Here is a 13,668-nt window from a genome sequence, read left to right as displayed (position 1 = left end):
GCGACCTCAATGTCCCGCCGCGCGCTTTGCCGCGGCATTGTTCAGGACGATCAGGGCATCGACCGCAACGCCGGTCTTTGTATTGATCAGGAACGGATTGATGTCGATCGAAGCGATCCGGTCGCCGGCATCCGCGATCAGGTTGGAGAGACCGACCAGCGCCTTTACGGCCGAGGCTTCATCCAGCTTCGGCCTGCCGCGATAGCCGCGCATCTTGATGCCAGCTTTGGTGCGGCCGATCACGAGCTTCGCCTCAGCCGCGTCCAGCGGCGCACCGGCGAGCGCCACGTCCTTCATCAGCTCGATGTCGATGCCGCCGGTTCCGAACAGCACGACCGGACCCATCTCCGCATCCAGGGACGCGCCGACCACGAGCTCGAGATCGGCTTTGACCTGCTGCGCAATGAGAATACCGTCGAGCCTGGGCTTGCCCTTCAGCTTGTTCACCCGCGCGGTGATATCGGTGAATGCCTTCTTCACCTCGGCCGTGCTGTTGAGGTTCAGCACCACGCCGCCGATGTCGGACTTGTGCAGGATCTCGGCGCTGACGACCTTGGCCACGACGGGAAAGCCGATCTGCTTGGCGATCTTCACCGCCTCCGCCGCCGTCTGCGCGATCGCCTCCTTCGAGATCGGGATGCCGTAGGCCTTCAACAGCTTCTTCGAGGCGACCTCGTCGAGCGCGGCGCCGGTTGCCGATTTCAGTGTCTTCTCCAGCACGGCGCGCGCCGAAGCCTTCGAGCTGGAGAGAATGTCAGGCACTTCCTTGCGCAGCCTGGCATAGTCGAGCAGAGACTTGATCGCGGTCACCGCACGGTCCATGCCCTGCATGACCGTGAGATGCGGCAGCGACTTGCGCAGGCCCTTGGTGAACTCGGTGAAGCCGATCGACATCGCGCTGACATAGATAACGGGCTTCGAGGCTCCGCTCGCCATCTCGTTGACGATGCGCAAATTGCGCTCGCGCAGCTCGTGCGGCGCCTTCGGCAGCTCGGAATCGATGATGACGACGTCGATGTCGGGATCGTCGATCATCAGCTTGATCGACTTCATGTAAACGGAGGGATCGACCACCGCGGCAAAGCCGGCGTCGAGCGGGTTGCCAACGATCGAGCCCGGCCCGAGCATCTTCGCGAGCTCGCCGCTGACATGCGGGCTCAGCGGCGCAAAGTTCAGGCCTTCGGCATAGAAGGCGTCGATCAGCATGCCGCGCTTGCCGCCGGACAGCGTGACCGCGGCAAGCCGGTCGCCCTTGGGCATCGCGGCGTGCGCGAAGCACTCAGTGGTCTCGATCAGCTCGTCGAGCCCGCTCACGCGGATCACGCCCTCGCGGGTCGCAATCGCATCGAACGTCTCGATCGAACCTGCGAGCGCGCCGGTGTGGGCCATTGCTGCTGCGCGGCCGCCCTCGGAGGCGCCGAGCTTGAGTGCGATCACCGGCTTGCTCGCGGCGCGCGCCGCCTTGCAGGCGTCGCGGAACGACTTGGTGTTGCGCACGCCTTCGAGATAGACGACGATCACCTTGATGCTGGGATCCTCGGCGAAATAGCGCATCAGGTCCGGCGTCTCGAGTCCGGCCTCGTTGCCGGTCGTCACCATGTAGCCGACCCCGACGCCGCGATCTTCCAGCGCTTGCCGGATCGCCATGACGATGGCGCCGGACTGTCCGGCGATCGCCACTGCACCCTGTTCCATGGTGACGATGCGGTCGTCGATATTGGTGAAGAGGTTCTCGCCGGCGCTCAAATTGCCGAGGCAGTTCGGGCCGGTGACGGCAAGGCCGGTCTCGCGGATCGCCGCCTGCAGTTCGGCCGCGAGCCTCTGGCTCTCCTCATCCTGCAACTCGCTGAAGCCCGAGGTGACGATGGTGGCCGAACGCGCGCCGGCCGCAGCCGCATCGCGGATCACCTGCACGGCGAAGCGTGCAGGCACCAGCACCAGCACGTGATCGGGCTTTTCGGGAAGGCTCGCAAAATCCTTGTAGCAGGTGACGCCCCAGATGGTTTCGCGCTTGGCATTGACCGGATAGAGCCCGCCCTCAAAACCGTATTTGACGAGATTGTTCCAGATGCGCTCGGCGTAATTGCCGGGCTTGTCGGTCGCGCCCACCAGCACGATGTTGCGCGGGTGCAGCATGGCATGAATGCCCCTCACGATGTCGCTGGCGCCAGGTGACGGAGACCATGAGCGCGGAGAGAAGGATGCAGCAGACACCTGGGCTTCCATGGCGCAATCCTCACTTTTTGTTTTTGTTGCGGCGCGTCGTTCTGTTCTATGGCGAGCTCTGGCGAGGCGCTCGTGATGAACGCAATGCCGCCAGACGGAATAGGCAGGACTTCTTGCGAGAAGGCTAGCATCACCGGACTTTTGGCGAAAGTGCGAACGATCCGCGCGCGTGCTCGCGATCGTCAGCGCTGTGCTCCAGCAATTGCTGTTCTCACGCAACGCCGGCTTGCGTGCTCTCGATCCGCTACCACACCTCACGCGGCCGCGACGGCGAGGCGAGGCCGGCAAGCAGCACGGCCAGGATTCCCGTGAGGAAGATGCCGTCGAAGGTCCCGGCGCCGCCGATCGACGCGACGGGTGCGCCTAGACCGCCAATCTTGTCGAGGTTGAGCAGGTCAGCCCCGATCAAAGTCCCCATCGAGCCGCCGATATAGGCGAGCGGCGCGGCATATTCGCGCGACAGCAGGAATGCCAGGATCGCCGTGGCGACGACAGGCACAAATACGGGCACCGCGATGCCGACCCCCTGCACGGGCGTTGCCATCATGTGGATGATGAATGCGATGGCAATGGTCGCGATCGCTGCCTTCACCCAGAGCTGATACCTCAGCACCAGATAGGTCGACATCATCGTCGGGATGATCGCGCCGCCGACATTGACCGCGAGCACCGTGCCCGGCCATTCCGTCACCAGCGGCACCACGTAGCGCATGCCGAAGAAATCGACGATCTCGCCCGAGCGCACCACCTTGGCCGGCAGAACCGTGATCGGAATGTTGAAATAGCTGCCGACCAGCGATCCGAACAGCAGCAGCAGCGCCGTGCCTGGTCCGACCCCGAGCCGCATATAGGCGTAACGCAGGATGCGGAGCTGGATCAGGATGATCAGCGCGGCAAACAGCAGCACCAGTATGGTGAACAATCCCGGTGTGATTGGTAGGTACTGGACCTCGCCACGCATTGTCGGATCCGATCGCAGACGATTTCGACGGGCAGCATCCCACGGGATGGCGTGGATGACAAACCTATCCGTCGGCGCCGACCAGGGCCGCATGCAGGATGTAGCGCTCCGGACCGGACGTGACAGCGTCGAATGGCCAACAGGTCGAGAGCACCAGTTCAAAACCCTGTGTTGCGGGATCGATGCCCGAATTGTCGAAACGAACGATATCCGAGGAGTCCGCGCGATAGCGAAAGCGTTTGCCGTCGCTGCGCGTGATCTCGATCACGTCGCCGATCGCAACATTCCGCAGGAAGCGGAAATGCGTGTCGCGATGCGCGGCATAGACGGCAACGCCGCGCTCGCCGGCGTCGACCGTTTGTTCGACATGACCGGGTCCGAAGGCGAGGGCCTGCCCGCTGCTGCCCGCCAGCACGATGGTGCTGGCGCCGATTCGCTTCACCTCGATCCGCGCGACCGGCCAGGTGTCCGCCCAGGACCACGGCTTCACCGGCTGTCCGGTCGCAACGCTCCTGTCGAAGGCGCGCTCCAGCAGCACCTGCGCGAGCCACGCCTTGGCATGGATGTAAGCGCCATCGCCGAACAGGATGATGCCGACGATGGCAAGGACGAGCGGCGAGATCAGGCGGGGCATTGCGGATATTCTCCTGTCATTGCGAGCGAAGCGAAGCAATCCGGACCGTCTCCTGTGTGGTGCTCTGGATTGCTTCGTCGCTTCGCTCCTCGCAATGACGTTGAATAAAAAGGCGCGCGCGGCCGTGTCGGTGGGAACGGGCAGCCGCGCGCGCTGAGGAAGAGGAGTACGGGGGCTCCTCTCTCAAGCGGCGTCAGTGAGCAAGGGCTGACGCCGGTTGAACATGAACAGGATCAGGCTGAGCAGGATCAGGGTGAGGCCCGCGATCATCTTGAGATCGGCCGAGGTTGCGGTCTTGGGCAGACGGATTGCGTCGGGCAATGCAGGCGTCGGCCGCCTCACGGCCGGCTGGCCGTTCGCATCGGCACGACGATCGCGCAGTTGCGCCGGCACCTGCGGCCGCTCACCAAAGACCTTTTCGAAATCCCAGCGGGCCGGCAGGTTGATCGGCAGCTCGCTGAGCTTGAGCGGCTCGCCCGCGGGGCGGCTCGGCGTCTTATCGACCGCGACGAGGCTGGTCAGCCGCGTGACGATCTGATGATCGAGCGCCAAAGCCAGGATCGTCTTGTCGCTATCTTCCGGCGTCATCTCCCGCATCGTGCGCGCCACTTCGGCGTCGCCGATCTTGCGCTTGGCCCAGAGCTTCGACAGGCCCTTACCCTCGGCGGCATTGCGCAGCGGCAACGTCAACGACCACGGCCGGTCGCCGACACGGCCCTTGATCTCCAGCGCGCCTGCGAGCTTGTCGAGCTTCGCCGCCAGCACCAGGGGCTCGTCGCGATAGACGTCGGGGATGATCGCCGGCGTGATGTCGGCCCTGGCGTCGGAGAATTTTGCGGTGAGGCCGGTCACGGCCGGGTTCTCCAGCTTGGCGAACAGGCCGCGCATGCGCTCCTCCACCTGCTCGACCGAGCCGATATGGGTGAAGGCGCCACGGCCGAGCTCGGACGCGCGCGTCATCAGATAGGTGTTGGGAGCCGACCCGATGCCGACCATGAAGACGCGCGAGCGGCCGCGCATCGCGGTGATCGCTTCGAATAATTGCTGCTCATTGCCGATCGCGCCATCGGTGAGGAACACGACCTGGCGAACCATGCTGGTCTCGCCGAGCTTGTCGGTCAGTGCCGCGCGCATCGCAGGCACCATCTCGGTGCCGCCGCGTGCCTGCAACGCGCTCACGAACGACGTCGCCTCACCGACATGCGCCGCATCGGCCGGAACGGAAGTCGGAAACAGCACGTCCATGGTGTCGTCGAAACGGATGACGTTGAAACGGTCGGTCGGCTGCAGGCGGCCGAGGGCATAAAGAAGGCTCGCCTTGGCCTGAAGGATCGAGGTGCCACCCATCGAGCCCGAATTGTCGATTACGAAAACCACTTCGCGCGGCAACGGCTTCTGCGACGCCTGGTCGACCGTGGGAGGCGTGACGAAGGCGAGGAGGTAGTCGGCATCGCCAATGTGCTCGCGGAACAGACCGACCGACGGCGCCTTCTCTGCGGCCGGCTTCCAGGTCAGCTCGAAATCGCGGTCCGCGGGCTCGGGGCCGTCGGCGAGCGTGACGACGCGCGTCGCGCTGTCCGGGCTATCGATCTTGACGTTGTGAAGGTGGCTCTTCACCTCGCCGAGCGCAAAGCCGGCCTGCAGACGCACTGTGATGCTGGTCGGGTTGACCGGAGCGTTCTTGGCAGGATCCTTTACGGGTGGCGAGATGCGGTCGCGGTCCGGCACCGGGTCGGTCGTGGTCGCGCCCCAGCCGGAGCCGTCGGGCCGAAAGTCGACGCTCTGCGCGATCGGCGCCGGATTGTAACGCGGTCCGACCACCAGGGGCACGCGCAGCGAATATTCGTTGCCGGACTGGCGCACCGGCTCCTGATATTCGATCTGTACCAGCACGGTCTCGCCGGGGCCGATATTGGCGACCGAGTTGGTGAAGATGTTCGGCCGCTCCTGCTCGGTGAGCGCCGCCTTCTGGCCGGCGCGGCGCGCCTGCTCGTAGATCACGCGCGCCTGCTGCCGTTCCTTGATGTCGCCGACGATGACGCGGTCGCCGACCACCATCTTCAGCGTATCGACGGCGCCGTCGGTGGCGAGCGGATAGACATAGGTCGCCTCGACCCAGTCCCTGGTCGGATTGCGGAAGACTTGCGTGACGCGGGCGCGCAGTGTCGGGCCCGACACCGTGATGTCGACATCGATGCCGAGGCGGATGGCTTCGGTATAGGCGCCGTCGTCCTTCAGCAGCAGGGTGCCGGAGCGGGCATCGCCGGGCTGGAGCAGGCTGGCCTGCTCCGTCGTTGCCGACCAGCTCGGCTCGAAGCTGACGAGCAGGACGACGAAGCCGACCAGGAGCACGGCAATGCCCTGCACCAGAAGAAACAGTCCGAGCTTGATCAGTCTGTCCAGCATGGGGTGTTCGTAGCTGTCGTCGGCGTCGTAGGTATCCATTTGGCCTGCTCCAAGGATGTTTGCTGGCCCTGACCTTCCGCCGGGATGGGCCGATTTCGCGAGCAGAATGATCGGCAATGTTCCGCCATGGTCGGCCCGGCTGTGCCACGGCGTCGGCGGCTCTGTGCGGTTTTGTGCTGGTCCGTCCGCCCTGCTAGAATGGCCTTGTGGAGCAGGGCTAACGATGCAGACGCAGGATAAACTCACCGACAAGCAGCTTTCGGACGAGCAAAGCCGCGAGATCGCCGAGACCATTCGCGAGGAGCTGGCGAAACGTCGGATCTCCCGGCAGGCGCTGGCCGAGCAGGCCAAGCTCAGCCTGTCGACCTTGGAGAAGGTGCTTGGCGGCCGCCGTCCGTTCACCCTGGCAACGACCGTGCGGCTCGAGCAGGCGCTGGGTGTGTCCCTGCGCAAGAGCGCCGTCGTGCCGGCGGCGGCGCCTCCGGCCGGCAACGACGTCGCGCCAGACAGCCTCGGCTCCTATTCGCATCGCGCGGTGACCTGGCTGGAAGACGTCTACATCACGCTGCGACCGTCATTCGGCGCCAAGGACGCGATCTTCGCCTATCGCACCGAGATCCTGTGGGAGCCGAAAGTCTCCTCGCTCGTTTTCCGCGAGGGCGAGCGGACGGATGCAGCCTATGAGCACACCGGCGAGGTCGCGGTGCCCCACCAGTCCGGCTTCATCTATCTCGTCATCATCAAGCACGGCCAGCATCGCGTGATCACCGTGTCGCGGCCGACCGTTACCGGTGCAATGTACGGCATCATCTCGACGCTGCGCGCCGGCCCCGGCTCGCAACTGACGCCGATTGCGGCGCCGATCGCCTACGTTCCTGCACGAAACTTCAGCGATCCCGCGGTCGGGCGGATCGCGCCCGGCCATCCGAATTGCGAACTTTATCGCGATCATTTGCGGCGCACGGTCGACGAATCCTTTGCGCTGTTCCTGCCCGTCTAGGCTCGCGTCGGAATCGCTTGACTAAAATGGCGGCCCTTCGGCCGCCATTTTGTTCGATCGGAGCGTGTTTCAGCCGGAGGTGGCTCCTGCTAGCCGCCGGTCTCGGCGCTGATGACGTCGCCGATCAGATCCCACTTGCCGCCCTTGAACTGAATCATCTTGAGTTGTTCAATCGGGGCGAAGTCGTTCGGCGAAGTGTTGATCTTGATGCCGGGAATCATGACGTCGGGTGTGAAGTCCTTCAGGCTTGCGGCCTGCTTCATCACGTTGTCCCGGGTCAGCTCGTCTCCGCACTGCTTCAGCACCTGCACCATGGTCTGGGAAGCGGCGTAGCCGTAGACGAGGTTGATGTCGGAGGTGTTGGCGCCCGGCATGTATTTATCGATGAAGGCCATGAACTTCTTCATGCCCGCATCGTCCTTCCATTGCGGGTCGGATGCATCCTTCAGATAGGTCGCCGACAGCACGCCTTCGGAAGCTTGCAGGCCGGCAGGCTGCATCACCGCGCCGATCGAAATCGAGACGTCGGTCATCACCTGCATCGGCTTCCATTCCAGCTCGGCGATCTTCTTGATCGCCTGCGCCGCGAATTTCGGCGTGGCGATATTGACGAAGACGTTGGCGCCGGTGCCCTTCAGCTTGACGATGTGGGAATCGATCGACGGCTCGGTGGTCTCGTAGCTCTCTTCCGCGACGATCAGCGAGGACGCCTTGTCGCCGAAGATCTCCTTGATGCCGGCGACGTAATCCTTGCCGAAATCGTCATTGGCATAAAAGATTGCGACCTTGGCATCGGGCTTCGCCTGCAGGATGTACTTCGCAAAGACCCGCGCCTCGACCCGGTAGCTCGGCTGGAAGCCCATGGTCCACGGGAAGCCCTTCGGATCGTTCCACTTGCTGGCGCCGGTGGCGAGGAATAGCTGCGGCACTTTCTTGGTGTTGTGATATTTCTGCACGGCGGTCTGGGTCGGCGTGCCCAGCGCGTTGAACACCAGGAAAACCTCGTCGCTCTCGATCAGCTTGCGGATCTGCTCCACCGTCTTGGGCGGCGAATAGGCATCGTCATAGGAGATCCAGTTGATCTTGCGGCCGTTGATGCCGCCCTGCTCGTTGATCATCTTGAAATAGGCCTCTTCGGTCTTGCCGATGATGCCGTAGGCGGACGCCGGGCCGGAATAGGCCTCGACATTGCCGATCTTGATCTCGGTGTCGGAAGCGCCGGTATCGTATTTCTTCTGGGCGTAGGCGCTCTCGGCGGTGAGCAAGGTCAAAGCGGTCGCTGCGGCGAGCAGGGAGAGTTTCTTGTTGTTCATGAAAATTCCTTGGGTTCTTCTCTTGGGTTTCTTCCGGGTGGAGACAGGCACTTCGGAAAAACAACAGCGCCGGCGAAAGGCCTTTCCATCAGGAGGTGGCGATCTTGGCCTTGTCGGTTTCGGAGGTCACTGAAAACTCCTTGCGCAAGGTCGGCTTGTGGATCTTGCCGGTGGCGTTGCGCGGCAGCGCGGCGACGAAGCGCACCTGGCGCGGGCATTTGAAGCGCGCGAGGTTGGCCGAGCAATGGGCGAACAATTCGGCTTCGGTGAGCCTCTCGCCCGGCTTGACCGCGACGATGGCGAGGCCCACCTCGCCCCATTGCGGATCCGGAATGCCGATTACGGCGGCTTCCGCAATCGCAGTGAGCTGATGCAGGACGTTCTCGACCTCGGCCGGGTAGACGTTCTCGCCGCCGGAAATGTACATGTCCTTCCAGCGATCGACGATGTAGTAGAAGCCTTCTTCGTCGACGCGTGTCGCATCGCCGGTATGCAGCCAGCCGTCGGTGAAGGAGGATTTGTTCGCCTCCGGCCTGTTCCAGTAGCCCGGCGTGATGTTCGGCCCCTTCACCCAGAGCTCACCCAGCTCGCCGATATCCGCATCGTTGCCGTCGGGCCGCACGATCCGCACCTCCGTGTGCAGCACCGGCTTGCCTGCGGAGCCCGCTTTGCGCGCCGCATCCTCGCGGTCGAGCACCAGCACCGCCGGCGAGGTCTCGGTCATGCCGTAGCCCTGCTGCAGCGCGACGCCGCGTGCCTCCCAGACTTTCAGCAGCGGCACCGGCATCGGCGCGCCGCCGACACCGCCGACGATCAGCCGGCGGAGATCGGTGGTCGCGAAGGCCGGATGCTGCGCCATGAACTGGTAGATCGCGGGCACGCCGAAGAAGACGTTGATGCCCCGTGCGGGATCGTTGATCAGGCCGAGCGCAGTGCCGGGATCGAAGGCGCGCATGATCAGCACGGTGCCGCCGGCATGCAGCACCGGATTGGTGTAGCAGTTGAGCCCGCCGGTATGGAACAGCGGCAGCACGGTGAGCAGCACCGAGGATGGCCCGATGCAGGCGGGACCGCCGAGATTGACGCAATTCCAGAAGGTCATGCCATGGGTGATGGTCGCGCCCTTCGGGTGCCCCGTCGTGCCCGACGTGTACATGATGGTCGAGACGTCATCGAGCGTGACCTCTTCGATCCGGTCGAGCGGCTTTGCGGCGGCGATGCCGGCCTCGTACGAGCCGCTTGCGCCGAGCAGCAGGTGGGAAGCGACACCGCAGAGCTTGGCGACGCTAAGCGCGGTCTCGGCGAGATCGGCGTCGTGGATCATCACCTTCGGCGCGCAATCGCCGACGATGAACTGGAGCTCGGGGACGGTCAGGCGGGTGTTGAGCGGCACGAAGATGGCGCCGAGCCGCCCGCAGGCGAATTGCACTTCCAGCGTGTCCGTCGTGTTCAGCGCCAGCACCGCGACGCGGTCGCCGCGCGAGACCTTCAGCGCATCGCGCAGGAACGAGGCGAGGCGCGAGATGCGGGCATCAAGCCGCGAATAGGTGAAGTGGCGCTCGCTCGCGAGGTCGATGGCCGCGGCCTTGCCAGGTGTGCGGCGAGCATGATGGACGATCCAGTCGTAATAACGAACGGCCAAAACTTCCTCCCTCGACGGTCTTGTGCCGTCTGCATTTTTTATTGCCGTGCACCATGCCCGGCGTGGCCCTGGGAGGCCAGCCGGAGTTTTGTGCAGCACGTCTTTTTTTGATCCGGAGTTGGTCCGCGAGGGACGAAAACTGTCTTGCGTTGAGTTGCTAGGTCGTGGCCTGCTTGGCGTCGCTCTGTCGGGTCAGCCACTCCGCGCAAGTGAGCCGCCAATGTTCCGGCCATGGTGGATGCGAAGAATCGCCGTCAGCGAGGCGAAAGCGCAATGAAGAGCCCGTTCTATACCGCCGAGCATGATGCCTTCCGCGACGTGATGCGTCGTTTCGTCGAGAAGGAGATCGAGCCTTACGCCCATGAATGGGACGAGGCCGGCGAATTCCCGCGTGCGCTCTATCGCAAGGCTGCCGAGATCGGGCTGCTCGGGCTGGGATTCCCCGAGGAATTTGGCGGCATCCAGGCCGACCAGTTCATGAAGATCGTGGCCAGCCAGGAAATGGCGCGCGCTGGTGCGGGCGGCGTCAGCGCCAGCCTGATGAGCCACACCATCGGCTCGCCGCCGATCGCACGCGCGGCACGGCCCGAGATCAAGGCAAGAGTGCTGCCGCAAATTCTCGCCGGCGAGAAGATTTCCGCGCTGGCCATCACGGAGCCGAGCGGCGGCTCCGACGTCGCGAGCTTGCGCACCAAGGCGCGGCGTGACGGCGATCACTACGTCGTGAGCGGCGAGAAGACCTTCATCACGTCGGGCGTGCGCGCCGACTATCTGACCGTTGCCGTGCGTACCGGCGGCGAGGGCGCCGGCGGCGTCAGCCTGCTCCTGATCGAGGGCAACACGCCCGGCCTGTCGCGGACGAAATTGAAGAAGATGGGCTGGTGGGCCTCCGACACCGCGACGCTGCATTTCGACGACTGCCGCGTGCCGGCCGAGAACCTGATCGGCGAGGAGGGGCAGGGCTTCAAGATCATCATGCAGAACTTCAACAGCGAGCGCATGGGCATGGCGGCGAGCTGCACCGCCTTTGCGCGGGTCTGCGTCGATGAGGCGATCGCCTACGCCAGGGAGCGCAAGACTTTTGGCAAGCCGCTCGCCCAGCACCAGGTGATCCGCCACAAGATCGTCGACATGGCGCAGAAGGTCGCAGCGTCGCAAGCGATGCTGGAGCTGCTGGCCTGGCGGCTGGAGCAGGGCGAGAGCCCGGTCGCGGAAATCTGCATGATGAAGAACCAGGCGACGCAGACCATGGCGTTCTGCGCCTCGGAAGCGGTGCAGATCTTCGGCGGTGCCGGCTTCATGCGCGGCATCAAGGCCGAGCGGATCTACCGTGAGGTCAAGGTCAACGCCATCGGCGGCGGCACCGAGGAGATCATGAAGGATCTCGCGAGCAGGCAGATGGGGTTGTGACTTTCTGTCATTCCGGGGCGACGCGAAGGGTCGAACCCGGAATCCATCGGGTCGCATATGCCCGCGGAGAAATGGATTCCGGGCTCATCGCTTCGCGATGCCCCGGAATGACGAGATGAACGTCGATTGAAGTTCGAGGAGACAATGCTGTTCACCGCCGATCACGACGAGATCCGCCGTAGCTTGCAGAAATTCATCGCCAACGAGATCAATCCCCATGTCGATGAATGGGAGAAGGCCGACATCTTCCCGGCGCATGAGCTGTTCAAGAAAATGGGCTGCCTCGGTTTCCTCGGGCTGAACAAGCCGGTCGAGTTCGGCGGCTCCGGCCTCGACTACTCCTACGCGCTGATGATGGCGGAGGAACTAGGGGCCATCACCTGCGGCGGCGTGCCGATGGCGATCGGGGTGCAGACCGACATGGCGACGCCCGCGCTGGCGCGGTTCGGCTCGGACGAGGTACGCCGAGAATTTTTGGCGCCGTCGATCTCCGGCGATTACGTTGCCTGCATCGGTGTCTCCGAGCCCGGTGCAGGATCGGACGTCGCCTCGATCAAGACCAATGCACGCTCGGACGGCGACGACTACGTCATCAATGGCGGCAAGATGTGGATCACCAACGGCACGCAGGCCGACTGGATCTGCCTGCTCGCCAACACCAGCGATGGGCCCGTTCACCGCAACAAGTCGCTGATCTGCGTGCCCATGAAGAGCAAGGGCGTTACTGTCGCGCGAAAACTCGACAAGATGGGCATGCGGTCCTCGGACACGGCGCAGATCTTCTTCGACAATGTCCGGGTGTCCAAACGCAACCGGATCGGCGAGGAGGGCAAGGGCTTCACCTACCAGATGATCCAGTTCCAGGAGGAACGTCTCTGGGGCGCGGCCGCCTGCCTGAAGGCCCACGAATACATCATCAACGAGACCATCGAATACACCCGCAACCGCAAAGCCTTTGGCCAGAGCATCCTCGACAACCAGGTCGTCCACTTCAAGCTTGCGGAGATGCAGACCGAGGTCGAGCTGCTGCGCGCGCTGATCTATCGCGCCGGCGAGGCGCTGGTCGCCGGTGAGGACGTCACCAGGCTTGCCACCATGGCCAAGCTCAAGGCCGGCCGTCTCGGCCGCGAGCTCACCGACGCCTGCTTGCAATATTGGGGCGGAATGGGCTTTACCAACGAGACGCCGGTCAGCCGAGCCTATCGCGACAGCCGCCTGACCTCGATCGGCGGCGGCGCCGACGAGGTCATGCTAATGGTCCTGTGCAAGATGATGGGCACGCTGCCCGGCAGCACGAAAGGTTGAGCATGATCTTTTCGGAAAACCGCTGCACACTTTGCGCTGGCGTGGCCCTTCGGGTCCGGATCATGCTCTAGGGGGAATGCCTGATGATCACGCTCTACCACTGCGATGCTGCGCGCTCCTTCCGCCCGCTCTGGATGCTGGAGGAGATGGAGCTGCCATATGAGCTCAAGATGCTGCCGTTTCCGCCGCGGGTCTTCGCCAAGGATTATCTCGGCATCAATCCGCTTGGCACGATCCCTTATCTGATCGACGGCGAGACGCGGATGACGGAGTCCTCCGGCATCTGCCACTATCTTGGCGTCAAATACGGTCCGACGCCGCTGATGGTTGGCCCTGAGGATCCCGCCTACGGCGCGTTCCTGAACTGGATGTATTTCAGCGATGCCACGTTAACCTTCCCGCAGACGCTGGTGCTCCGGTACACCCAGCTCGAGCCCGAGGAGCGCCGCAATCCTCAAGTCGCCAGCGATTACGCAAAATGGTTCCTGGGTCGCCTGCGCGCCGTCGAGGCAGCGACCGCAAATGCCGAAACCTTGTGCGCCGACCGCTTCACCGCCGCCGACATCGTCATCGGTTACGCGCTGCGGCTCGCAGATAACATCGGCCTCGCCAAGGATTTTGGGCCAAATGTCGCAGCCTATTGGGCCCGCCTGCAACAGCGCGACGGCTTCAAGCGCGCGGTCGCGGCGGAACAGAAGGCCGGCATCGAGCAGAACGTCGCGGTGCGGGTGAGGGCGTAAGCCCCTTCATCGTTGCCAGAGTTCCGGACGC

Annotated in this window: 10 protein-coding genes; 4 read left to right on the top strand and 6 right to left on the bottom strand. The window is 63.9% G+C overall.

Annotation, left to right across the window (positions count from 1 at the left end; translation table 11 throughout):
- Positions 1–6: 6 nt before the first annotated feature.
- The 4 genes from AXW67_RS21910 to AXW67_RS21895 form a co-directional block, all read right to left on the bottom strand.
- Complete coding sequence (locus AXW67_RS21910) at positions 7–2,226, bottom strand: acetate--CoA ligase family protein (RefSeq protein WP_063679511.1); 2,220 nt, start codon at positions 2,224–2,226, stop codon at positions 7–9.
- Between the two features lie 244 nt (positions 2,227–2,470).
- On the bottom strand, positions 2,471–3,187 hold the full coding sequence (locus tag AXW67_RS21905) for a DUF1614 domain-containing protein (RefSeq protein ID WP_063679510.1): 717 nt from the start codon (positions 3,185–3,187) through the stop codon (positions 2,471–2,473).
- 64 nt (positions 3,188–3,251) lie between these two features.
- On the bottom strand, positions 3,252–3,821 hold the full coding sequence (locus AXW67_RS21900; RefSeq protein ID WP_063679509.1) for a class GN sortase: 570 nt from the start codon (positions 3,819–3,821) through the stop codon (positions 3,252–3,254).
- A gap of 183 nt (positions 3,822–4,004) precedes the next feature.
- Positions 4,005–6,266, bottom strand: a complete 2,262-nt coding sequence (locus AXW67_RS21895) for a marine proteobacterial sortase target protein (RefSeq protein ID WP_063679508.1) — start codon at positions 6,264–6,266, stop codon at positions 4,005–4,007.
- A gap of 184 nt (positions 6,267–6,450) precedes the next feature.
- On the opposite strand from AXW67_RS21895, the gene AXW67_RS21890 reads away from it, so the two are divergent.
- Positions 6,451–7,227: a helix-turn-helix transcriptional regulator gene (locus AXW67_RS21890; RefSeq protein WP_063679507.1), complete on the top strand. Its 777-nt coding sequence runs from the start codon at positions 6,451–6,453 to the stop codon at positions 7,225–7,227.
- 89 nt (positions 7,228–7,316) lie between these two features.
- Here AXW67_RS21890 and AXW67_RS21885 read toward each other — a convergent pair whose 3' ends face one another.
- Both AXW67_RS21885 and AXW67_RS21880 read right to left on the bottom strand, forming a co-directional pair.
- The gene (locus tag AXW67_RS21885) at positions 7,317–8,540 is read right to left on the bottom strand and encodes an ABC transporter substrate-binding protein (RefSeq protein WP_063679506.1); all 1,224 of its coding nucleotides are present in this window, start codon (positions 8,538–8,540) and stop codon (positions 7,317–7,319) included.
- 88 nt (positions 8,541–8,628) lie between these two features.
- Positions 8,629–10,182, bottom strand: coding sequence for an acyl-CoA synthetase (locus AXW67_RS21880; protein WP_063679505.1), 1,554 nt, complete (start codon positions 10,180–10,182; stop codon positions 8,629–8,631).
- A 273-nt stretch (positions 10,183–10,455) separates the two neighbouring features.
- On the opposite strand from AXW67_RS21880, the gene AXW67_RS21875 reads away from it, so the two are divergent.
- The 3 genes from AXW67_RS21875 (at position 10,456) to AXW67_RS21865 (ending at position 13,637) form a co-directional block, all read left to right on the top strand.
- The gene (locus AXW67_RS21875; RefSeq protein ID WP_027549877.1) at positions 10,456–11,592 is read left to right on the top strand and encodes an acyl-CoA dehydrogenase family protein; all 1,137 of its coding nucleotides are present in this window, start codon (positions 10,456–10,458) and stop codon (positions 11,590–11,592) included.
- 144 nt (positions 11,593–11,736) lie between these two features.
- Positions 11,737–12,897: an acyl-CoA dehydrogenase family protein gene (locus AXW67_RS21870; protein WP_063679583.1), complete on the top strand. Its 1,161-nt coding sequence runs from the start codon at positions 11,737–11,739 to the stop codon at positions 12,895–12,897.
- Positions 12,898–12,980: 83 nt separating this feature from the next.
- On the top strand, positions 12,981–13,637 hold the full coding sequence (locus AXW67_RS21865; RefSeq protein WP_063679504.1) for a glutathione S-transferase family protein: 657 nt from the start codon (positions 12,981–12,983) through the stop codon (positions 13,635–13,637).
- The last annotated feature ends 31 nt before the right edge of the window (positions 13,638–13,668 follow it).

Origin of the sequence: Bradyrhizobium neotropicale (genome assembly GCF_001641695.1) — a bacterium.
GTDB classification, from domain to species: Bacteria; Pseudomonadota; Alphaproteobacteria; order Rhizobiales; family Xanthobacteraceae; genus Bradyrhizobium; species Bradyrhizobium neotropicale.
This window is presented reverse-complemented; position numbering and strand designations above follow the sequence as displayed.